This window comes from Desulfotomaculum copahuensis (assembly GCF_001655685.1).
In the GTDB taxonomy this organism is placed as follows: Bacteria; Bacillota; Desulfotomaculia; order Desulfotomaculales; family Desulfovirgulaceae; genus Desulfotomaculum_G; species Desulfotomaculum_G copahuensis.
Window position 1 is genome coordinate 1 of the sequence record NZ_LYVF01000174.1, and the last position, 21,232, is coordinate 21,232.

Sequence of the window (21,232 nt, forward strand, 5' to 3'; positions counted from 1 at the left end):
TGGGCATAACTCAACCTCCTAAATAGGTTTGATTAGGATCTAACAAACTCCGTGGCCATTGACATTCTCCTTCTCCCTGTGAACAAACCACCTCCCTGTAATCATAAGAAATAACCCTGCCGGACCGCCGCAATTCTTTAATCTTTCTTTAACGGTTTCATCTGGCGGCCCGGGCTGAAGTTTAAAAGCATGAAAAAACAAAAAGTGTCTGCTGGCTGATATAAATCTGAGGTGAAAAAAATTATAATCAAATTAAGTGGTTTTGGTAAATGCAAGCAGGTGATTGCTACCACATGCACATATACGGTTTCGACATCAATTTTTAATCTCCTGCTTTTTGAGGTATACAAATTTTAGAACTTGTGATGGTGAGGACTATCACTAAAGACTATATCATGAAATCCACACCTTGACAAGTCCAATTAACTGGTCAACCAGATTTTTTACCGGCCCCCGCTCCTGCCGCGTACTATTTTTCCACTCCCGTCCAAAACCCGTCCCCGCTCGTCCGGAACATCCAGAAACAAAAACTTTTTTGAATAACAACCGCTTCCGCCGGTTACCATGCTCCCCATAAACACAATTCCATCCCTAAAACCACCGGCGAGACCGTTTTATTTTTCTATCCGGAGACAAAATAATGCTGTTGTGAAACTGGCTACGGAGGTGGCGGCTGTTGAAGGCACTCATACTGGCAGCAGGCAGGGGCACCCGCCTGCACCCCTTGACCGAGTATATAGCCAAACCGATGCTGCCCTTGCACGGCAAACCACTGATGGAATGGATCATGCTCACCCTGAGCGGATATGGGATCAGGGAATTCGTGGTGGCGGTCAGCCACCTGGCAGAACAAATTGAGACATATTTCGTCCGGGGCGACAGGTGGAATGTAACCATAAATTACAGCCGGGGCGCAGCGCCGGCAGGCAAGGCCGGTGAAATCTGGCGGGCCCAAAACCTGCTGCCGGCCGGAAAAGAACCGTTCCTGGTGGTCCCCGCAGACACCGTCAGCCACCTGGATTACCGGGAGATGCTGGATTTCCACCGTGAGCACGGCGGTCCGGCAACCATAGCCTTTTCCACGCGCTACCGCCTGGAAGTGGGTACGGCTGAGCTCGGCCCGGACAGCCGGGTGAAAAAGTTTTTCGAAAAAGAAAACCTGGGCCGGCCCGTAAGTACGGGCACTTATGTGCTGGACGGCCGGATTTTCCCTTACATTGAAAAACTCGCGCCCGGGAAAAACGAAGTCGACCTTCCCGGCGATGTCTTTCCCCGTCTGATCACAAAAGGGGTCCCCTTATACGGCTTTGTCCGTGATTATCCCTGGTGGGACGTGGGGCGGATCAGCGATTACGAGGGACTGATCAATCTTCCCCCGGCCGAATTGGCACAGATTCTGGCCTGGGGCCAGGGAGAGAAAAATCAATGAGATTTGGTATTGCCGGACCAATCGCCAGGGATCGGGTTTTGCTGACTACAGGCGAACAAATGGAAAAATACGGGGCGGCGGCATATACTACTTATGCCCTGGCCAAACTTCTCGAGGGAAGTCAGGATCAGGTGCTCTGCCTTTCCCACCTGTCCCCGGCGGATCTTGAAACAACGTCCTCCCTGCTGGCCCACCCCAATATAGATTTGTCCGGACTGACCGCTGTCCCGGAAGGAACGGCACGGATTGAATTGACCTACGTCAATCAATTTGAGCGCCGGGGACGCCAGCTGAATATAATGCCCCCGCTGACGGCGGCCGAAATGGCTCTGCTGGCGGAATGCCGGGCCGTACTGTTGATGCCTCTGAATGAAACAGATATACCGTTAAGGGGCGTGCAAAGCCTGCGCAGTTCTTCACAGGCCACCATTTTTCTTGACGTCCACGGTCTGGTCACCGGAGTGGACGACAGCGGGCGGCGGTTTAACAAAATATGGTCCAATGCACAGGAATGGATTAAATGCATCAATGTGCTGAAAATGAACGAAAAAGAGGCTGCCTGGGTGGCCGCCCGGCCGCTGCACGGACAGCAGGAATTCGTCTTTTTCGCCGCCGGGCTGATCAAAAACGGTCTTGATGTTTGCTGGATAACCTTTGGTGATCAGTCGTCGATCGTTTCCTGGAGGCGGGAAGGACGCATTTACTGGACTTTTGTACCCACCATAACCGGCCTCGGCCCGGTGGTGGACACCACCGGGTGCGGTGACGCGGCCTCGGCCGGATTTGTTTATTCTTATGTCAAACACGGACGTTATCCGTTAATCGCCGTGATCCTGGGAAACACTCTCGGTTCATTGAAAGCCACTTTCCGGGAAGTGAACGCTTTCCCCTCCCACCCGGAAATAAACGGCATCATTTACCATCATTACAGGGATTATCTGCATGCGCTGCTGGACGATTTCCTGTCCAGAAAGCAACTGATCGTTCACGAATTCAAGGGAGGATGCGACAGTGAAAGTTTTGTGCGCCAGTCAGATGGGCACGGGCACGGTACTGGGACAAACCATGCGCGTAGTGGCGGTGGCAAAAGAACTTCAACGCCGGGGACATGAAGTTGCATTTCTGGCCGGTGAAAAGCTGATCCCGGTGATTGAAGGCTACGGTCTCAGGTTGCTTGAGCTGCCCCCCATGCCCAAAATGGATTTTCCCGCCGGTTTGTTATTTAAAGCCGGTGAACAACAACAGGAAGAAATAACGGTTAAAATAAAAGAAATTATGCGGCAAATGGCGGCAGCGGAAAAAAAAGCAATTGAAACGGAGAAGCCGGATGTAATGCTCTGCGGCAATTTAACCGGACCGCTAACCGCCAAAGCGGCCGGTATTCCATCGGTGTTGATCTTTTTACAGCCGCACGGCCCCAAAACCATTGCTCTTTTTACCAGGCGCCTGTCCAATCAGGAAGCAAGCAGGAGAAATATTTACGAGGTGTTGGAAGCAGCCGGACTGCTCCTCATGGAAGGGATGCCGGAGTTGGGCGAACAGGCGCTTACGCCTGCTTTTGATGAATGGGGCGCGGCTTTGAAAAACAAGCTGCATTTTACCGGTCCGCTGCCGGTGGATAAACCGGAAAGCCTGCCCGGACAGGAAGAGTTGAAGAAGCGCCACGCCGGCTGCGCGGATAAACCGCTGGTCTATGTAACCATTGGCGGTGGCTCGCCCCTGCTCGGGGAAGAGTTTCTTTCCCTGGTCCTGGACATGTTCCGCGAACAACCGGAAACAAACGGCGTGGTGTCCACCGGCCTGGCCCTTGACCCGGACCGGGCGGCCGGCTTCAATCCACCGCCAAACGTATCCATGCACCAATTCGTACCGGGCATGGAGCTGATCAAGGCCAGCGACGCGGTTGTTTTTCACGGCGGCTCCTCCACCCTGATGAACTGCATCGCCTGCGGCCGCCCGGCGGTGGTGATCCCCTCCATGGCTGAACAGGAAGATAACGGGGCGGTACTGGCCGGACACGGGGCCGGGATCGTGCTGGACAAAAACAGCCTCACCCCGTTCGTGCTGGCGGAAGCGGTAAAAAAGCTTTTAACCGGACGGAACTACCGGTCCGGCGCGCAAGCTTTGCAAAAGCTGGGACAAAGATACGGCGGCGCGGCAGGAGCGGCCGCCCGGGTGGAAGAGCTGGTGCGCGGAAAACCGGTGGAGGATTGAAATGGGCATTTTTAAGCCCTGTGACATCCGGGGCGTTTACAACCGGGAGCTGACGGAGCGGGACGCCCGTAATCTGGGACTGGCCGCCGGCAGTTATATTCACGCACAAACAGTGCTGGTGGCCGGTGATGTCCGCTTGAGCACCCCCGCCTTAAAAGCGGCCCTGTGCAACGGACTGACCGCTGCCGGCTGCCGGGTGATTGACGCCGGCATTTTAACCACGCCGGCGTTCAACTTCGCTGTCCGCCACGCCGGGACCGCCGCCGGAATAATGGTCACCGCTTCCCACAATCCGCCGGAATACAACGGTTTCAAGATTGTTTTTGCCGGCCGGCCGGTGCAACCGGCAGAACTGACTCTTTTGGAGCAAATCATTACCGGCCGTGATTTTGTCACCGGCCGGGGCAGCTACCGGCGGGATGAAACATGGTTGTCCCGCTACCGCAATTATTTGACCGGACATTTCAAACCGGGAAGGTTGAAGGTGGTGCTGGACTGCGGCAACGGAGCCTGCTCCCTGATCGCACCGCATGTTTTCCGCTCCCTCGGCTACCAGGTGACGGAACTTTACTGCACACCCGACGGGCGGTTTCCCAACCGGCCGCCCAACCCGGCACTGCCCGAAAATTTACGGGACTTGCGCCGCCGGGTGGTGGCGGAGGATGCCGCGGCGGGTATCGCTTATGACGGGGACGGTGACCGGGTGGCCCTGGTGGATGAAAGCGGCGGCGTGGTTGCCAATGACCGCCTGCTGGCCATGCTGGCCCGTCATCTGCTGTCCCGTGGAAAAGGCGCCATCGTTTACGACTCCAAATGCTCGCTGATTGTGCCGGAAGAAATCTCCCGTCATGGCGGCACGCCGCTGATGGCCAGATCGGGGCATACTTTCGTCCAGAGCAGGTTTTTATCCAGTCACGCCATTTTGGCCGGGGAGTTGAGTGGCCACTTTTTCTGGCGCGAGCCGGGTTTCGACGACGGCCTTTTTTCTTCCCTGGTCCTGTCCGAACTGCTCGCGGAAAGCGGGACCACCCTTTCCAGATTGAACGATGAACTGCCGCATTACCGGATCACACCGGACATCCGCCTGCCTTTTGCCGGTGATCCCGGTGAAATAATGGACGGAGTGTTAAAAAAGCTGTCCCGGTTTCCCGTATCCACCCTTGATGGTGTGCGGGTGGAATTTCCGGACTGCTGGGGCATGATCCGTCCCTCGGTTACCGAACCCATTCTCACTTTCCGGTTTGAGGGAAAAACCGGGGAGAGATTGTCCTTCATTATCAGTCTGATGCTATCCGCCCTTCCGGAAGAACTGCGGGCCAAAGCGGAAAAAGCACTGGCCGGTGCTTAAACCTCCGCACATTGGCCCCGGCCGGCCTCAAACGCCGGTACGCAGACTGATTGATTCTTTCGGCCCGTTGCGTGCAGGCGTTTCAAGGCATAGCACAGCCGCTTGCCGCCGGGCGTTTTTTCCGCCGGTCGGGACGGACATTTCGTTTACCAAAAAACTTGCTTGCCAATCTAGTTTTACTGTGCTAAATTATTTATTGTTAACTTATTTTTAATATAACACAGTTTACTGACTATTGATTCCGGCGCGCCTGCTTGAAGGAACCGGGGCGGCGTGTCAGCAAGCAATCATAAGGATGATCCACATGCTGTTATCCAAGAGAACAAATCTCCGCCAGTATTCAGCCTTAATCGCCGTGCTTCTGGAACTCCTGCTCATCGATCTGGGGTCCGGATTAACCATGCCCGTGTTACCGCTTTATGCCCATTCCCTGGGAGCGGGTATCGCCCTTACCGGCACCATCGTCGGAACCATTGGAATAAGCCGTATGCTGACTGATTTGCCGGCGGGCTATCTGGCCAACAAGATCAGCCGGCGCAAGCTGCTGTGCGCCTCACCATTACTGATCCTTGCCGCCGCCATCATTTCCGCGGCAACGCACAGTTACTGGCTTTTGATTCCGGCGCGCCTGCTTGAGGGGGCCGGGGCGGCGCTGGTCAACACCATTACCATGATCACCCTGGCCGATTTGGTAGCCAACAAACCCAACCGCGGCCGGATTATGAGCCTGTATCAGTCCGTCCGCCGGGGCGGGAATGGAATCGGACCGCTGCTGGGCGGTGTGCTGGCCGATATTTTGAGCTTCCGGGCCGTTTATGTCATCTACGCCATCCTGGCCTTTGCCTCGTTTATCTGGGCTTCCGTAAGCATACGCGATGCCGGCGGAATGTCAAACAGAGGGCACAAACCCGGACAAGAGGGGGAAAAACGCGAATTGGCCCGCTTTCTGCACACAGCCGGGTTTATTTTAATCAGCGCCATGGCCTTTACCTTTTTCTTTGGCCGGGTGGCCAGCCGGCGTCTGATTATTCCCATGCTCGGCCAGCAGACACTGGGGCTTTCCGCCTCGGTGATCGGACTTTCCCTGACTCTCGCTACGGGGATCAATTTATTGACCCTGTTTTTCCTCGGCAATCTGCCCGATCGCATCGGCGCCCGGCCGGTGGTTTACATCAGCGGCTTTTTATCCGCAGCGGCCCTTGCTTTTTACGCTTTAAGCAACAGCCTGGCACTTTTTGTACTGGCCTCTTTGCTCTGGGGATTTTGTTCCGGATTCGGCGGTCCGGCCAGGAATATTTTTTTGATGGATATCACCCCCAGGGGGCTTTATTCCATGGCGGTAGGCGTTTATCGTACGGTGTCCGACACCGGTTTTGTCCTGGGGCCGTTTGTACTGGGATTAATCGGTGCGGCGGCCGGATTTAAAACGGCGCTATACGCCGCGGCATCCCTGTTCATCCTGGTTTCCGTAATATTCTTTTATTCCGCTTCCAGGCGGGAAACCGTTTCGGATTAATGGCCACTGTATTTTTTAGCGGCCATTATTATATGTGAACCCATTGGGATGGAGGGTTTTGATTTATGACAGCAGAAACCGGAACCGGGCAGAACCAACCGACGGCAATGCCCTGGGCCAATTTACTGGCTTTATTGATCGGTGCGTTTATGGCCTTCCTGAGCTCTTCCATTGTCAGTGTGGCCATCCCCAAAATGATGGCTATTTTCGGCGTTGGCACCGATACCATCCAATGGGTGCTGACCGCCTATCTGCTGGCGGCCGGCGTGATGATTCCAATTACGGGTTTTCTGGGCGACCGGGTGGGCTTAAAAAATCTCTATATTCTCAGCCTTTTGGTTTTCACCGCCGGCTCCACCATCTGCAGTTTATCACCAAACGAGAAAGTTTTAATCGCCGGACGGGTGATCCAGGCCGTTGGCGGCGGCGCCATCATGCCAGTTACCACTGCCTTTGTTTATCTGCTTGTACCGCGGGAAAAAATCGGTACCGCCCTGGGAATAAGGGGTATCGCCATGGCCATGGCGCCCGCCTTCGGTCCCGCTCTGGGGGGGTTTCTTATCGACCGTTACGATTGGCATATTATCTTTTTGCTCAACATCCCCCTTGGTCTGCTATCCATTCTCATGGCCCTGCTCCTCCTACCCAAAACCAGGGCAGCGGGGAATTTGAAGCTTGATGTGGCGGGCTTTCTCCTGGCGGCGGCGGGAAGTTTCACCTTGTTGCTGGGCCTCAGCCAGGGGCAGGATAAAGGCTGGGGATCCTATTACATCGTGATGCTTTTGGTGACGGGTTTTTTTGCCCTGCTGCTTTTCGCGCTGTGGGAATCCACCAGATCCGAACCGTTACTTGATTTGTCGCTTTTTAGAAACAAAATATTTACTGCCAGCATAATCAGCACCGTTCTGGTTACAGTTGCCATGTATGCGAGCGTATACTTAACCCCCATTTTCGTACAGAATTTGCTTGGCTATTCGCCTTTTAAAGCCGGTATTCTCATGATTCCGGCCGCTCTGGCCATGGGCGTGATCACCCCCTTTTCCGGACGCCTCTTTGACCGTTTCGGCGCCATCCCGCTCTGCCTGACCGGGATGCCCTTTCTGGCCCTGGCCACTTATCAGCTGTCCAAAGTCAATCTCAATACTTCTTATCATCATTTGCAGTTTTTGCTTGCGATCCGTTCCCTGAGCATGGGCATTTTCATGTTGCCCGTCACGGCCGCCGGATTGAATACGGTTCCCCGTTCACTGATCAACCGGGCCACCGCCCTGAACAGTCTGGTCAGACAAATCGCCGGCGCTGTTGGAGTGGCCTTTTACACTTATCTGTTAAACACACGGGATACATATCACTATGACACAATATCATGGGGTGTTACCTGGCTCAAACCGCTGACGGCGAATGTGATCGCCAAACTGCAAGCCGTGATGCAAAGCCACCCAACCGGGGCGATTGCCGGTGCCCGCGCCGCCGCACTGACTATAATTGCACTGCTGGTAAAACAACAGGCCATGACCAGGGCAGTGGACGACTGTTTTTTAATCAGCGTCGGAATTACGGTTGTTTCCATTCCGGTGGTATTTTTCTTGAAAACCAGAGATGCTTGATTATACCGGGCAAAATTTCATACCAACGGGTATCCCGGTCCATATACAAAGACGTCTTTTTCACAAGTCAAGCCGTATCTTAGATACTTAATAGTGCATCCTTTTACATTACCCCGAGCATAAAAGGAGCGCCCGGAACAATCCGGGCGCTCCCTTTGCTCAGCCGGCCATCCGGCCGGTTTCCTGCCGTTTACGCCAGAAATCACGCCACCGCACCCCCAGGTCGCCGATTACCGTGTACATCACCGGCACCAGTACCAGGGTGACCAGCGTGGAAACAGTAAGACCGAACACCACCACGGTACCCATCGGCGCCTGCGCTTCCGCCCCTTCACCGTAACCCAGCATCAGGGGAAACATGGCCAGCACCGTGGTGCAGGTGGTCATCAGAATCGGCCGCAGGCGCACCGGCCCGGCCTGACAGAGCGCCTCCCGGGCGGAAAGGCCCTTCCGGCGCAACTGGTTGGTGTAGTCCACCAGCACAATGGCATTGTTTACCACAATACCGATGAGCATGATCACACCGATCAGTGCATTTACGCTGACCGCGTGGTGCATGATCAAAAGTCCCAGCATAACACCGACAAAAGTGGGTGGCAGTGAGAACATGATGATGAAGGGGCTGAACAGGGACTCGAACTGCCCGGCCATGACCATGTACATCAGAACAATAGCCAGCGGCATGGCCAACCCCAGGGATTTGAAGGACGAAGCCATATCCTTGGCCTGGCCGCCGAACTGCCAGCTGTAACCGGCGGGGAGGTTCAGCTGATCCAGGCGGGTCTGGATGTCACGCTGTACCTGGCCCACGCTGCGGCCGAAAACGTCGGCCTGCACGGTCACCTGACGCATCTGGTTCTGCCGCCGGATCACCGCCGGGCCGGCCGCCGGCTTGACTGTGGCCAGCGCGGTAATAGGCACCTGCGCCCCGCTGGGACTGACCACGGTAATGTCGTTGAGGTGGCTGTAATTGCGGGTGTAATCCTCCGGCAGTTTGACCACCACGTCCACCGAAGTGGAACCGGCGTTGTAACTGGTCGCCTTAGTTCCGTTATAGTCGGCACGTAAGGTGTTTAATATCTGCTGCACCGTAATGCCGTACTGGGCGGCCCGCACCCGGTCGATGGTCACATCATATTCGGGGTTGGTTTTATCCATTGTATTCAACACGCTGCGAGTACCCGGCACCTGTTCAATCTGCCCGGCCACCAGGTCGCCCAGTTCCCGCAGCACATTTAAATCACTGCCCTGAAGAACTACCTGGATGGCCGCGCCCGAACGGCCGAAGCCCTGCTGGGCGGCCTGAATGTTGATTTGCGCCCCCGGGATCAAGGCCGTTTTATTGCGCAACTCCTCAATGATTTGGAAAACGCTGCGTTTGCGCTCGGACAGCGGCTTGAGGGTGACATTGATGCTGGCCGTGTTGGTGGCCGACTGGGAAGAGATAAAGTTTCCCCCCGGACTGCCCACCACGGTGTAAACCGTATCCGTTTCCGGCATATGGCGGATCAGCTGTTCAATTTGCCCGGCCACCTGGTTGGTCACGGCCAGTTTGGTACCCTGGGCCATACTGATACCAACCGAGTACTGCCCCTGATCCTGGTTGGGCATCAGCTCGAATCCGACCACGGGAATCAGGGCCAGACTGCCCGCCAGCATCAGGACGGTGGCCGCCAGAACGGTTTTCCGGTGACTGAGCGCCCAGCGCAAGAACCTTTCATAATGCGATTTTAACTTTTCCACCCCGCGCGTAAAGACGGCTGACGGGTTCCAACGGCTGCCACCGGTCAGATCAACACTGAAGGACTTGCCCCGCATCAGTTTGGCCGCCAGCATGGGCACCAGGGTGAGCGCCCCGACCAGCGCGGCCAGGTGGGAAAAGACCACCGCCAGGGCCATGGGCATGAAAATCTGGGAAGCAAATCCCTGCACAAATACAATGGGGGCAAAAACACTGATCTGGGACAAGGCGCTGGCCATGACCGCCGTGCCCACCTCGGCCGTACCCTGTTTGGCGGCCTCTTCCGCGCCGCAGCCGGACTCGCGGTAACGGAAGATGCTTTCGATCACCACCACGGCGAAGTCCACCAGGGAGCCCATGCCCAGGGCCAGGCCGCCCAGAGAAATGGTATTGATGGTCTGGCCGGCGAAGTACAGGGCGGCGAAAGTGGAAATCATGGCAATGGGAATCACAATGGCGATTACCGCCGTGGTGCGCACCCGCCGCAGGAACAGCCAGAGCACTACCAGGGCGAACAGGCCGCCGAGCAGGGTGTGGTTGATCACCGTATCGATGGACTGCCGGATGTATTTGGCCTGGTCGCTGATCACAGTCAGCTTGACACCCGGCGGCAGCACCCGGTTGATGTCCGGGATAACTTTCTGTACATTGCCGGAAACCTGCACCGTATTGCCGCCGGACATTTTCATCACGTCCAGGCTCACACAGGGCAGGCCGTTCACCCGGGCCAGTTCTGTCACATCCGCATAGGCGTCATTCACCTGCGCCAGATCGGAAATCTTAATCGTGCCGCCGGAGGGCAGGCGCACCGGCACATTGAGCACATCACCGGGAGTGATGAACTGGCCGTTCACATGCAGGTCGATCTCCTGGTTGCCCTTGTTCACCAGGCCGGCGTCCCCCTGCATGTTATCGCTTTGCAGCGCCTGGATGACCTGGGTGATGGACAGACCGTAATTCTGCAACCGGGACGGGTCCACCAGCACCTGGATCTGCCGCGTTTTGCCGCCGTTCACATTGACCGCCGACACGCCGCCCACCTGCTGCAGGCGCGGCGTCACCACATCGTCGGCCAACTGCTTCAGCTGCTCCACACTGGCGTCCTTTCCGGCCAGGGCCAGGGTCATGATCGGCATGCTGTTCGGGTCTATGCGCATGATCATCGGCGCCCCGGCGTCCGAGGGCAGCCGGCCGGACACCTGGTTGATCTTGTCCCGCATGTCGGCCACGGCCTGATCCATATTGGTACCATAATTAAAGCGTACGATAACCATTGACTGGCCGTTGCGGGAAATGGAATCCACTTCATTGACATTGGATACGGTGCTCATCACCGCTTCCACCGGTTTGGTCACCTGTTCCTCCACTACTGAAGGAGTTGATCCACTCCAGGAAGTGGAGACCATAGCCACCGGAATGTCCAGGCTGGGATAGAGATCCACCGGCAGAAGGGGCAGCGCCACCAAACCGAGGAGGATCAGCGCCACCATGATCATGGAGATGAGCACGGGGCGGTCGACGGAAAGATCGGCTATTTTCATTTTCCCGCCCCCTGTTTGAGGCGGCCGATTATTCCCTTGGTCCCGGCCTGATCCGCGCTTTGCACCACTGTCACTTTGGTGCCGTCGGAAAGCAGGTTCTGCCCGTTAATCACCAACTGTTCACCAGGCTTGAGGCCGCTTAACACCACCGCCTTGTCGCTGGACACCGCCCCCAACTGCACCATGTGCATGTGCGCCACACCATTATCCACCGTGAAAACTTCACTCCCCTGGGGAGTTTCCACCACCGCCTGCACCGGAACGACAATACCCGGCCGGGTGTTCAACCCGGTAAATACCACTGAAGCCGTCATGCCGGGCCGCATGTTCCGGCCGGGGTTGGCGATCTGAATCTTCACCGGATAGGCGTGGCTTGCTTGATCCAGCACCGGACTTACCCTGAGCACTTTGCCCGCAAATGTTTTCGATCCCAGTTCCGGCACGCTGATTTGCGCCTCCGTTCCGGGATGAATGCCCGCAATGACCTGATCGGAAACATTTACTGTCACCTGCAGCGGATCGAGTTGGGCAATATTGAACAAAGCCGTCTGGGGAGAAACCATTTCCCCCGTTTCAATGTTTTTGCTGGCCACCACCCCGTCCACCGGCGAAGTAATGGTCAACTCGCTCAACTGCTGCTGGATAATGGCTACCGCCGCCTGATCCTTGTCCAGCATGGCCCGGGCCACCGCCACACTGTCCCCGCTCTGAGCCAGGTTATAGGCTTTTTCCGCCGCCTGCAATTGCGACAGGCCGTCGTCCATTTTCAGGCGGGACTGCTCCAACTGCTGTTTGGTGGCCGCTCCGCTGTTGTATAATGTTTCATATCGCTGGTAATCCGCCCGTGCCTGTTCATAACCGGCCCTGGCCTGATCCAGGGCCGCTTTGGCCTGGGCAAGTGAATTGACGGTTCCATCCTGTGCGCTTTGTAATTGCGCCTGGTCCACCTGGACCTGCGCCCGGGTTTGGGCCAGTTGTTTTTCCAGATCGCTGGGATCGAGCTGAGCCAGCACCTCTCCGCTATGTACGGCCTGTCCCATATCCGCGTATACCGTCTGCACCCTGGCCGCCACCTTCGCGCCCACGGCGGTTTCCAGATTGGCGGAGATCATTCCCGTCAATGTATTTACGCTGCTCAAATCGCCCAACCGGACCGTCACGATCTGAACCGGCACGGTCTGCATTCCCCGCCCCCGGGCAACCGCAGTTGAAGGCTTGCGGCCGTGCAGTACGACCACCAGAACAATCAGCGCCAAAACCAGCACCACGGAAACAATCAATTTTTTTTCGGCCAGCAATTTTTTCACAAAATATTCCCTCTCCCCGCTTTTACTTGTAAAACGGTCAACTACAGTCATTTAACGCTGTGCGGAATCCCTGGGCCGCACCATCATCATTATAAACGATTCATCCTGATTTTGTATAAAAAAGTAGCCGGTTAACAGATTCTTAACTTGATAAGCGTACACCACCCGAGGCAGCAAAATTTTTGCGGCCGGCGACAGCCGGCCATCACCGGCCGCAACAAACAGATCAGGCCACCACCTGCGGGTAGAGGTAGGTGGCAATAATGGTAAACGCCACACAGGCCGCCAGCAGCACCCCCACGTCGAGCGGCCAGTTGGCCAGTTGGCCGGTGACCAGGGCGCCGCGCAGGAAGTCCACCATGTAACTGAGCGGGTTCACTGCAGCCACCACCCGCAGCCAGTCGGGCATGATGGAAACGGGATACAGGGCGTTGGAGGCAAAAAACAGCGGCATGGTGAGCAACTGCCCGATGCCCATGAAACGCTCGCGTGTTTTTACCAGCGCGGCAATGATCATGGACAGGGTGGCAAAAGTAACCGCCCCCAGAATGGCTACGCCGGCCGCCGACAACAAATCCACCGGATGCCAGCGCAAGGGCACGCCGATCAATGCGGCCAGCAGGAAAACAATCGCCGCCTGACTGAGCGCGCGCACCCCGGCCGCCAGCGCCTTGCCCAGCACCAGGGCCACCCGGGGAATGGGCATGGCCAGGAACTTTTGCAAAACCCCCATGTCTTTTTCCCAGATGATCGAGATGCCGAAAAAGATGGCGATAAACATTACCGACTGGGAGAGAATGCCCGGGGTCATAAAGGCCTGGTAGGCCACACCGCCGGTATCGAAGGCGCGCACCCGGCTGAAAGCCTGACCGAAAATGAGCAGCCAGAGCACCGGCTGCACCGCCCGGGTTAAAAGCTCGGTGGGATCATGGCGCAATTTGCGCACTTCCATTTCCGCGATGGCCAGCACATCCGTCAGCGTACGCTGTATTACGCCGCCGGCCGCGGAAGCCGGCCCTTCAACCGAGACGCCGGCTGGTACGGCGCACCTGCCTGAGTTCACGGTAACTCCCTCCTTCCGTATCCAGTTGATTGCCTGTATAATGAGTAAACACATCGTCCATGGAAGCAGCGGGATCGCCCATTTTTTCCTTCAACTCCAATGGCGTGCCGGTGGCCACCATCTCACCGTGATTCAATATACCGACCCGGTTGCAGACCGTGTCGGCCTCCTCCATATAATGAGTGGTCAGCAGGATGGCCATCCGGTAGGTGTGGCGCAACTCCTCCAGCTTCTCCCAAACACCTTTGCGCGCCACCGGATCCAGCCCCACCGTGGGCTCATCCAGGAAGAGCACCCGGGGATAGTGCAGCACGGCCTGGCTGATCTCCAGCCGGCGCACCATGCCGCCGGAATAATTGCGTACCAGCCGGCCGGCGGCGTCATCCAGCTGCATAAAATGCAGCATGTCATTGATGCGCCTTTCCCTTTCCACTCCCTTCAAACCCAATAGTTTGGCAAAGATAAGCATATTTTCATACCCGGTCAGGGTGCCGTCGGCCGACAAGGCCTGAGGCACATAACCGATGCACTGGCGCACCCGGCCCGCCTGCCGGCACGTGTCGTAACCGCAGATGAGCGCCCGGCCGCCGTCGGGACGTAAAAGGGTGGTCAGCATGCGCACAATGGTGGTCTTGCCCGCCCCGTTGGGCCCCAGCAGGCCGAACACCTCCCCGGCGTCAATGCTGAAGGAGACCCCGTTCACCGCCACATGGCCGCCAAAAGATTTTTGCAGCTGCTCAACCCTGACAATGGCTTTCAACCGGCACCCCCCCTTCTTCCAGCCGGTCCAGTACTTTCGAGAGCGTCTCATACAACCGGCGCTTCTCATCCCCGTCAAGCGGTTCAAAAAGGGCGGAAAGCGCAACGCGCCTTTCCCGCCGCCAGGCCTGAAACACCGTTCGTCCCTGATCGGTCAAGCGGGCGGTCACCACCCGCTCGTCCGCCGTGCCCCGTTGCCGGCAAACCAGACCGTCACGCTCCAGCCGTTTGATGGCGATGGTCACCGCACTCGAGCCGGTGCCCATGCGTGCAGCCAGATCTTTTATGCGCTGCGGGCCGAAACGGTGCAAAACATGCAGGATCCAGTACTGCTCGGGGGTGATCTTGCCCTGTTTCACCGGATGAGAGAGCATACGCCAGCCGCGCCAGACCTGCCAGAGGGCGTCGGCTATTCTTTCAGTCAAGACAGCTTCCTCATTATCCACCTCAAACACCACCTTCAGGTTTTAATTATACCCCCAAAAGGTTTGACGGTAAATATTTTAACAAAAAAAATAACCAGGAGTTTTTCTTCGCCGGTGCGAGGGAACCCCTGGTTCAATGAAAAACCGATGGTATAAAATCAACTCTTGTTTTCGTAAATATACCTTTCGCCGCGCATAAAGGAAGCAATGGCGGCAATCAAGGACATAGCGGCGGAAATGTAAAAAGCGATGCGCAAGCTGGCCATAAAAGCCGGTGCAATGGTCAACGGGAAAAAGTCCTTGCCCAGTACATAGGCCCGGCTGGCCGCCGGCAAATGGGCCAGCACCCCGGGCGGAATCAGGCTGCTCATCGGGTTGTAACCCAGGAAAGCGGCAAACAGCGCGCCGGTGGGCGGCAATTCGGCCACTTTTGCCGCCCAGGCGGTTGGAATGCCGGCCGATACCAGGCCTTGGTACAGCACCGGCGGCAGGTTGTGGGCCAGACCGGCAATGACAATGCTGAAAAACAGCGCCATGCTCAAGAGCATACCGGAATTTTGAATCGTGGAACGCATACCGGAAGATACGCCCCGGTGCTCCGGCGGCACCGCATTCATGATCGCCGTGGTGTTTGGAGCGGCAAACATACCCATGCCCAGGCCCAGAATGATCAGGATGACCAAAAAGGGAGCGTAAGCAAAATTCGCCGGCAGCGTGACGAGCAAAAGGAAACCGAGCACGGACAGCAGCATGCCTCCGGTGGCAAACCCGCGCGCGCCGAAACGGTCCGAAAGCCAGCCGCTTAAAGGTCCCATAATGAAGAAACCGACCATCATGGGCATCATGTAAATGCCTGCCCACAGCGGCGTGTCGGCAAAACTGTAGCCGTGCAGGGGCAGCCAGATGCCTTGCAGCCAGATGACAAGCATGAACTGCAATCCGCCCCGGGCCACGGAGGACAAAAAGCCGCTCAGGTTGCCGGCCATAAACATGCGGATGCGGAAAAGATCCAGCCGGAACATGGGCTGTTCAACCCGCAGTTCGATGAAGACAAAGGCGACCAGCAAGACCAGCCCTAAAATGATTCCGGCGATGACCAGAGGGTTGCCCCAGCCCATCTTTGAGTGTCCGTAGGGCATGATGCCGTATGTCAACGCCAAGAGCAGGATGGTCAGTCCCACGCCAAAGGTGGCGTTGCCGGCCAAATCGAGCTTTTGCTTACCTTTGATCACACCGGTTTCCCTGAGCTTGAGATAAGCCCAGACAGTGCCAATCAAACCCACCGGCACGCTGACCAGAAAAACCAGCCGCCAGTGGACGGCGGCCAGAAAACCGCCGATAACCAGACCGAGCAACGAACCGCCGATGGCCGCAATCTGGTTCAGCCCCATGGCCATACCACGCTCGGCGGGGGGAAAGGCATCGGTCAGTATGGCCGTGCTGTTGGAAAAAAGAAAACCGGCTCCCACGCCCTGGACCAGGCGGAAGACAATCAATTCAACGGCACCCGCGCTGCCCGTACCGGGGGTGAGGTAGAGCAAAATTGAACCAAGGGTGAAGATGGCAAAACCAAGGTTATACAGGCGCACCCGGCCGAACATGTCGGAAATGCGGCCGAAGGAAACCAAAAGAGTGGCCGTGACCACCGTATACCCCATGAGCAGCCAGAGCAGGTAGGTGGACTGGCCGGGGGCCAGGGGATTGATTTGAATTCCCCGGAAAATGGCCGGCAGGGAAATCATGATGATATTTCCGTTGAGCGCAGCCATCAGGATACCCAGAGTGGTATTGGAAAGAGCAATCCACTTGTATCCCGGCGCCACCCGCTTCTCCACCCGACCGACCCGCTCACTTGATGCGATGCTGGTACTCACACGCTTCAAACCTCTTTCCTTTAGTGGATTAATATTTCTGATTACGAAAAATAATTTTACCACTTCCGCCGGCTTTGTCAATAGATACTTTTCCCCGATCCGGCGGCCGGCAAAAAGTTATATTCTTACAATGTTGCTTATTACGCAAAAAAATAAGAAGACTGGGCGCCTTCTTATTTCACATCCCGGAACGGGAAAAACAGCCGTTTTTACTTCTGATGGAATGATCTGGAGCAAGCCGGGAAGCTTCCACGCAAAGGGCTTCTCCTGTTCACCGGATGGAGGCCGGCAAAACTACTCACCGGTGACCTTTTTCACCACTTCCACGCCTTTCAAGGTATCCGACACCGGACAGCGCTCTTCAATCAACTCCAGCAAACGCTTTATATTCCGTTCCGGCGAAGGAGAGTCGATATGGATATGATAACGGATCTGCTGATAACCCTTGCGCACATCGCTTTTTTTGCCCAAGAACCCGTCCGGATCCAGGTCGCCTTCCAACTCCACCCGGAAATCCTTGAGTTCCACGTGGCAGGCCGGGGCAAAGGCGGCGGCGCAAACGGACATACAGCCACCCAGGGAACAAAGAAGCAATTCCACCGGATTCATGGCTTTATCATTTCCGCCCAATTCCGGAGGTTCATCAACGGCCACCTGAAAACCCCTGGCCCGGCCCTGACAGTACATGCCCTCGCCGCTCCAGCGGACAGAAGCGGTAAAAGTGGTTTTTGCCATAAAAAAACATCCCTCCATGACATATTTTGGTTTTGTCTTGCCTTTATATCAAAATACCCTTTTAAAATTACGCCAGTGCGGCGTATCAACAGTATGGACGGCTAACCTCCGGTGTTGAATTCCCGCCGGTAACGGCTCAAGAAATTTTCAAGCCTCTGTTTATTATGTTCCACACTTTCGGCCCAGGCATGCAACAATTCCTCCCCTTCCGGCGTCAAGCGGTACAATCTTTTCGCCGGACCGCCGCCACCGGTTTCCCAGCGTGACGAAACCAGGCCCTCTTCCTCCATACGGCGCAAATTACGGTAGACCGTGCCCGGATCGGCCTCGTTATCCGTAAAGCCGAATTCCTCCAGGCTATGAATCAAATCATAGCCGTGCGTAGATTGACGGTGTAACAAAAGCAGCAGGCAGGGCTGAACAAACCGCTCCATCGGCGCGCCGGCGCACTTGCAATCGCCGTGCCGGTGGCCGGAACCGTGATCCATGCACAAGGCAATCCCCCCCGTAATCATACTTTGTTATAATTATACCGCAATAGCTGCTTAAACTCCAATTTAACCAGCAACTGGCAGTAAAAAAACACCGCACCTGTTGCCAGTACGGTGATTTCTCCAGATCCGGAAACCCGGATTAAATCCGGCAGGCGCCGGTATCAAGACGGTGCCCGTAACCAGGGGATTTCGGGATGCCAAGGTTTCAACGGAACAGCACCAGGGACACCAGGGCACCGGCAAGCACGATCCAGACGGTATCCACCCGGGTGAAACGCTGGACGGCAAAGGCGGCCAGCGCCATGGCCCAGGCGGAAACGTCCACCAGTGTATCCGCGGCCAGTTTGAACACCACCACCCAGAGGGTGCCGATAAAAGCAGCCACGATGCCGCCAATCACCTGTTTGACGGCATCCACCCGGCCGGCCCGGGCATAAGGTGCGGCCGCCAGGTTGGTCATGCCCCAGGCCGGCAGGTACATGTTTACCATACCGGTCAACGCGCCGGTGAAACCAGCCACCTTGTAGCCGATAAAAGCGCCGATGATGGTCACCGGCCCGGGAGTGATCAGGCTTAAGGCCAGTGCAACGGCAAACTGCTGGTTGGTCAACCAGGCAAACTGGTTGACCACGGTGTCCTGAATGAAGGGCAGCATGGCGTAGCCACTGCCGAAGACCACCGCGCCGATGCGCAAAAACTGCGTGCCCATCTGCCACAGGGGTGTGCGGAGATGAATGAGCAGCAAATCAACGGCCAGGATCAGCACCAGCCAAACGGCCAGTATAACCGTACCGCGCCATATTTTATGGTCCGTGGCAACAGCGATCGCATGTCCGGCGCTCTGTGCCCGGAGCTCTTCAATTCCACCGGCCGGCCTTGCCCGGGGGGAAACATCATCCGGCGCACAACCGTTACGGGCCATATCACTGGTTTCTGCCGGGGACGCATCGCTGCACCTTGCAGGCGAAACGGACCGGTTACCCGCTTTATCCGCACCGCCCCCGGTTCCACCCGCCGCCGGTCGGCCGGAACCGCTGCATTTTCCCCGGACAGCGCTCCGGCCACCGGCCCACCGGGCCAAACGGGGGTAGCGTCCGGACAGCCGGAGCAGGACCAGACTGGCCGCACCGGCAATAAGCAAAATTTTGATTACGCCCAGTTTGAACCAGAATACCATGGCAAAGCCGGCCAGCGCCAGCAGCCAGTTAAATCCGGTTTTCACACCTGATTTCCAGAGGTTGAGGACGGTATTGAAGACCAGGCCCACCACCAGCGCCCCCAGGCCGCGGAAAAGACCAGCCACCAGGGGCGCCCGGCCGTAATGCAGGTACAAATGGGAGAGCAACAACATCAGCACAAAGCAGGGAAGCAGAAAAGAAACGGTGGCTACCGCCGCCCCGGGCAGGCCGCGCAGGCGATAGCCCAGATAGGCGCTGAGATTGACCGTGGGCGCCCCCGGCAGCAGCTGGGCCAGGCCGAGGCCCTGCATGTATTCCTCGTCGGTAAACCATTTTCTTTTTTCCGTCACCCATCTTTTGGCCTCGCCCAGAGCGGCCAGACTAAACGATGCCAGACCAATACCGAGAAAAGTGCGGGCGATATCCCGGAGTCCGGCCGGAGCTTCAACCGGCACGCTTTCTTTTCGCACCTGCGTGGACATAGCGCATCCCCCTTTTCGGTAACCCGATTTTTGAAGCGGTTGCTCGTGACATCGTTCACGTACCTCCCGCGAAAAGTGATTACTTTATTTAAATAAGACCACTCAGGAAAGCTGTTTTATCTGCCGGTATTCCGCCAGGAAATTTTCCAGTTTTTCTTTTTGACTGGCAATTGCTTCCGACCAGGACGCCAGCAACTCCCTCCCCCGGGCGCTCACTTCGTACAACCGGCGGGCCGGGCCGGCCGGCCCGGCCTCCCAGCGGGACCCGACCAGTCCCTCTTGCTCCATGCGGCGCAGGTGCCTGTAAACCGTGGCCGGATCCACCTCCCCGCCGGTAAAATCCGCTTTACTTAACCGTTGAATCAACTCATATCCGTGACCGGGTTTCCGGCATAACAGCAGGAGAAGATACGGCTGAACCAACCGCTCCCCCGGTATGGCAGTATATTGACATTCGCTCATAGCGTCCCGCCTCACCTATTATCACGCTGCATATATGATTTGTGACTATAATAACATACATTTTCCGGACTGGCAACATATTTTGCCGGGAGAAACATGCCGTTGATGAGTTTGCAACTTCATTTGATTTATAAGATTTTTTCAAGCAAGAAATAAATAACTGTCCCCCCAAGCACCACCCACAAGACATCAAGTTTTGTAAAGCGCAACGTCGCCAGCGCGGCTGCGGCCAGGGTGACAGTAACCGGATCGGTCAGGCTGTGCCGTCCCATACCCACCACCACAACCGTCATCAAACCGGCAAAGGAAGCCAGCACGCCCCGGAAAACCGCTTTTACCCACCGGTTCTCCCGGACTTTCCCGTATACCGGCATAACCAGCATTACCAGGATGAAACAGGGGGCAAAAATACCCGCCGTGGCTGCCAGCGCCCCCTGGAAACCGGCCACCTTATAACCGACAAAGGTAGCCGTGATCACTATTGGGCCGGGAGTGATCTGCCCCAGGGCGATACCGGCGGTAAACTGGGTCAGGTTGAGCCAATGGTGGACGTTCACCACTTCCTGTTGAATCAAAGGGATCATGGTAAACCCGTTGCCAAAAACCAGAAAACCGATGCGGAAGAACACTCCTTCAAGGTTCAGCAGCAGTGGGCGAAAGGCAGATAACGCCGCTATGGCCGCAGCCACCGCCAGCACGATGGCCGTTTCCCGCCAGTGAAAGCTTCCTTCAGACCTGCTCATACCGGTTTCTTTATGTAGCTTTTCTTTCCAGGGCATGAATAAAATAATGCCCAGTACGACAGCCAGCAGGATAATCAAGAATATATTCTGATTAAACCAGGCCACCACCAGGGAAACAGCGGCGACCAGGGCTGCCTGCCAGTCTTTGATTACCGAATGCCCCAAATCCAGCACTGCATTGGCAATCAAGGCCACTGTATATTTAATTCTTTAACCCTTTTATTTTTTCTTCCACTGCTTTAACTTCCGCCTGCAACTCTTGTAAATAATTTTCCAACCGGGTCAGTTCCTCTTGTTTGGTAAATACGTGCCGG

17 protein-coding genes are annotated in these 21,232 nt (G+C 56.4%); 6 read left to right on the forward strand and 11 right to left on the reverse strand.

All coding sequences use genetic code 11. The features are described 5' to 3' along the window. Positions 1-676 precede the first annotated feature (676 nt). The 6 genes from A6M21_RS12800 to A6M21_RS12825 all read left to right on the forward strand — a co-directional run bounded on the left by A6M21_RS12800 (position 677) and on the right by A6M21_RS12825 (position 8,114). Positions 677-1,429, forward strand: coding sequence for a nucleotidyltransferase family protein (locus tag A6M21_RS12800; RefSeq protein WP_066669413.1), 753 nt, complete (start codon positions 677-679; stop codon positions 1,427-1,429). After that, positions 1,426-2,541 carry a carbohydrate kinase family protein gene (locus A6M21_RS12805; RefSeq protein ID WP_078060639.1) on the forward strand — a complete coding sequence of 372 codons (1,116 nt, stop codon included), beginning with the start codon at positions 1,426-1,428 and terminating at the stop codon, positions 2,539-2,541. The genes A6M21_RS12800 and A6M21_RS12805 overlap by 4 nt, the downstream gene beginning before the upstream one ends. Further along, complete coding sequence (locus A6M21_RS12810) at positions 2,441-3,643, forward strand: nucleotide disphospho-sugar-binding domain-containing protein (RefSeq protein WP_151191939.1); 1,203 nt, start codon at positions 2,441-2,443, stop codon at positions 3,641-3,643. The genes A6M21_RS12805 and A6M21_RS12810 overlap by 101 nt, the downstream gene beginning before the upstream one ends. A 1-nt stretch (position 3,644) precedes the next feature. Next, the gene (locus A6M21_RS12815; protein WP_066669423.1) at positions 3,645-4,991 is read left to right on the forward strand and encodes a phosphomannomutase/phosphoglucomutase; all 1,347 of its coding nucleotides are present in this window, start codon (positions 3,645-3,647) and stop codon (positions 4,989-4,991) included. A gap of 304 nt (positions 4,992-5,295) precedes the next feature. Further along, complete coding sequence (locus A6M21_RS12820; RefSeq protein ID WP_066669425.1) at positions 5,296-6,507, forward strand: MFS transporter; 1,212 nt, start codon at positions 5,296-5,298, stop codon at positions 6,505-6,507. A gap of 65 nt (positions 6,508-6,572) precedes the next feature. Further along, entirely contained in the window at positions 6,573-8,114 is a 1,542-nt protein-coding gene (locus A6M21_RS12825; protein WP_078060643.1) for a DHA2 family efflux MFS transporter permease subunit, read from the forward strand. Positions 8,115-8,273: 159 nt separating this feature from the next. Here A6M21_RS12825 and A6M21_RS12830 read toward each other — a convergent pair whose 3' ends face one another. The 11 genes from A6M21_RS12830 to A6M21_RS12880 all read right to left on the reverse strand — a co-directional run bounded on the left by A6M21_RS12830 (position 8,274) and on the right by A6M21_RS12880 (position 21,113). Then, the gene (locus A6M21_RS12830) at positions 8,274-11,396 is read right to left on the reverse strand and encodes an efflux RND transporter permease subunit (RefSeq protein WP_066669427.1); all 3,123 of its coding nucleotides are present in this window, start codon (positions 11,394-11,396) and stop codon (positions 8,274-8,276) included. After that, positions 11,393-12,703, reverse strand: a complete 1,311-nt coding sequence (locus A6M21_RS12835; RefSeq protein WP_066669429.1) for an efflux RND transporter periplasmic adaptor subunit — start codon at positions 12,701-12,703, stop codon at positions 11,393-11,395. The genes A6M21_RS12830 and A6M21_RS12835 overlap by 4 nt, the downstream gene beginning before the upstream one ends. A gap of 226 nt (positions 12,704-12,929) precedes the next feature. Further along, positions 12,930-13,766: an ABC transporter permease gene (locus tag A6M21_RS12840; RefSeq protein ID WP_066669431.1), complete on the reverse strand. Its 837-nt coding sequence runs from the start codon at positions 13,764-13,766 to the stop codon at positions 12,930-12,932. Then, positions 13,723-14,526 carry an ATP-binding cassette domain-containing protein gene (locus tag A6M21_RS12845; RefSeq protein WP_066669433.1) on the reverse strand — a complete coding sequence of 268 codons (804 nt, stop codon included), beginning with the start codon at positions 14,524-14,526 and terminating at the stop codon, positions 13,723-13,725. The genes A6M21_RS12840 and A6M21_RS12845 overlap by 44 nt, the downstream gene beginning before the upstream one ends. Further along, positions 14,504-14,971, reverse strand: coding sequence for a MarR family winged helix-turn-helix transcriptional regulator (locus A6M21_RS12850; RefSeq protein ID WP_151191940.1), 468 nt, complete (start codon positions 14,969-14,971; stop codon positions 14,504-14,506). The genes A6M21_RS12845 and A6M21_RS12850 overlap by 23 nt, the downstream gene beginning before the upstream one ends. Positions 14,972-15,108: 137 nt before the next feature. Further along, positions 15,109-16,824, reverse strand: coding sequence for an MFS transporter (locus A6M21_RS12855; RefSeq protein ID WP_242868846.1), 1,716 nt, complete (start codon positions 16,822-16,824; stop codon positions 15,109-15,111). A 294-nt stretch (positions 16,825-17,118) separates the two neighbouring features. Further along, on the reverse strand, positions 17,119-17,559 hold the full coding sequence (locus A6M21_RS12860) for an OsmC family protein (protein WP_066669437.1): 441 nt from the start codon (positions 17,557-17,559) through the stop codon (positions 17,119-17,121). A gap of 101 nt (positions 17,560-17,660) precedes the next feature. Beyond that, the gene (locus A6M21_RS12865; protein ID WP_066669527.1) at positions 17,661-18,047 is read right to left on the reverse strand and encodes a helix-turn-helix transcriptional regulator; all 387 of its coding nucleotides are present in this window, start codon (positions 18,045-18,047) and stop codon (positions 17,661-17,663) included. A gap of 211 nt (positions 18,048-18,258) precedes the next feature. Next, positions 18,259-19,713 (reverse strand): chromate transporter, encoded by a 1,455-nt coding sequence (locus A6M21_RS12870; RefSeq protein WP_066669438.1) that lies wholly within the window; start codon positions 19,711-19,713, stop codon positions 18,259-18,261. 102 nt (positions 19,714-19,815) lie between these two features. Next, a complete protein-coding gene (locus A6M21_RS12875; protein ID WP_078060648.1) occupies positions 19,816-20,175 on the reverse strand; it encodes a PadR family transcriptional regulator in 360 nt (119 codons plus the stop codon). 128 nt (positions 20,176-20,303) lie between these two features. Beyond that, positions 20,304-21,113: a chromate transporter gene (locus A6M21_RS12880; protein WP_066669441.1), complete on the reverse strand. Its 810-nt coding sequence runs from the start codon at positions 21,111-21,113 to the stop codon at positions 20,304-20,306. Positions 21,114-21,232: the final 119 nt, after the last annotated feature.

Coding starts and splice junctions, on each gene's coding strand:
- A6M21_RS12805 (WP_078060639.1), top strand. CDS start 1,426: ATGAGATTTGGTATTGCCGGACCAATCGCCAGGGATCGGGTTTTGCTG.
- A6M21_RS12815 (WP_066669423.1), top strand. CDS start 3,645: ATGGGCATTTTTAAGCCCTGTGACATCCGGGGCGTTTACAACCGGGAG.
- A6M21_RS12820 (WP_066669425.1), top strand. CDS start 5,296: ATGCTGTTATCCAAGAGAACAAATCTCCGCCAGTATTCAGCCTTAATC.
- A6M21_RS12825 (WP_078060643.1), top strand. CDS start 6,573: ATGACAGCAGAAACCGGAACCGGGCAGAACCAACCGACGGCAATGCCC.
- A6M21_RS12830 (WP_066669427.1), bottom strand. CDS start 11,396: ATGAAAATAGCCGATCTTTCCGTCGACCGCCCCGTGCTCATCTCCATG.
- A6M21_RS12860 (WP_066669437.1), bottom strand. CDS start 17,559: ATGGCAAAAACCACTTTTACCGCTTCTGTCCGCTGGAGCGGCGAGGGC.
- A6M21_RS12865 (WP_066669527.1), bottom strand. CDS start 18,047: ATGGATCACGGTTCCGGCCACCGGCACGGCGATTGCAAGTGCGCCGGC.
- A6M21_RS12870 (WP_066669438.1), bottom strand. CDS start 19,713: ATGTCCACGCAGGTGCGAAAAGAAAGCGTGCCGGTTGAAGCTCCGGCC.
- A6M21_RS12875 (WP_078060648.1), bottom strand. CDS start 20,175: ATGAGCGAATGTCAATATACTGCCATACCGGGGGAGCGGTTGGTTCAG.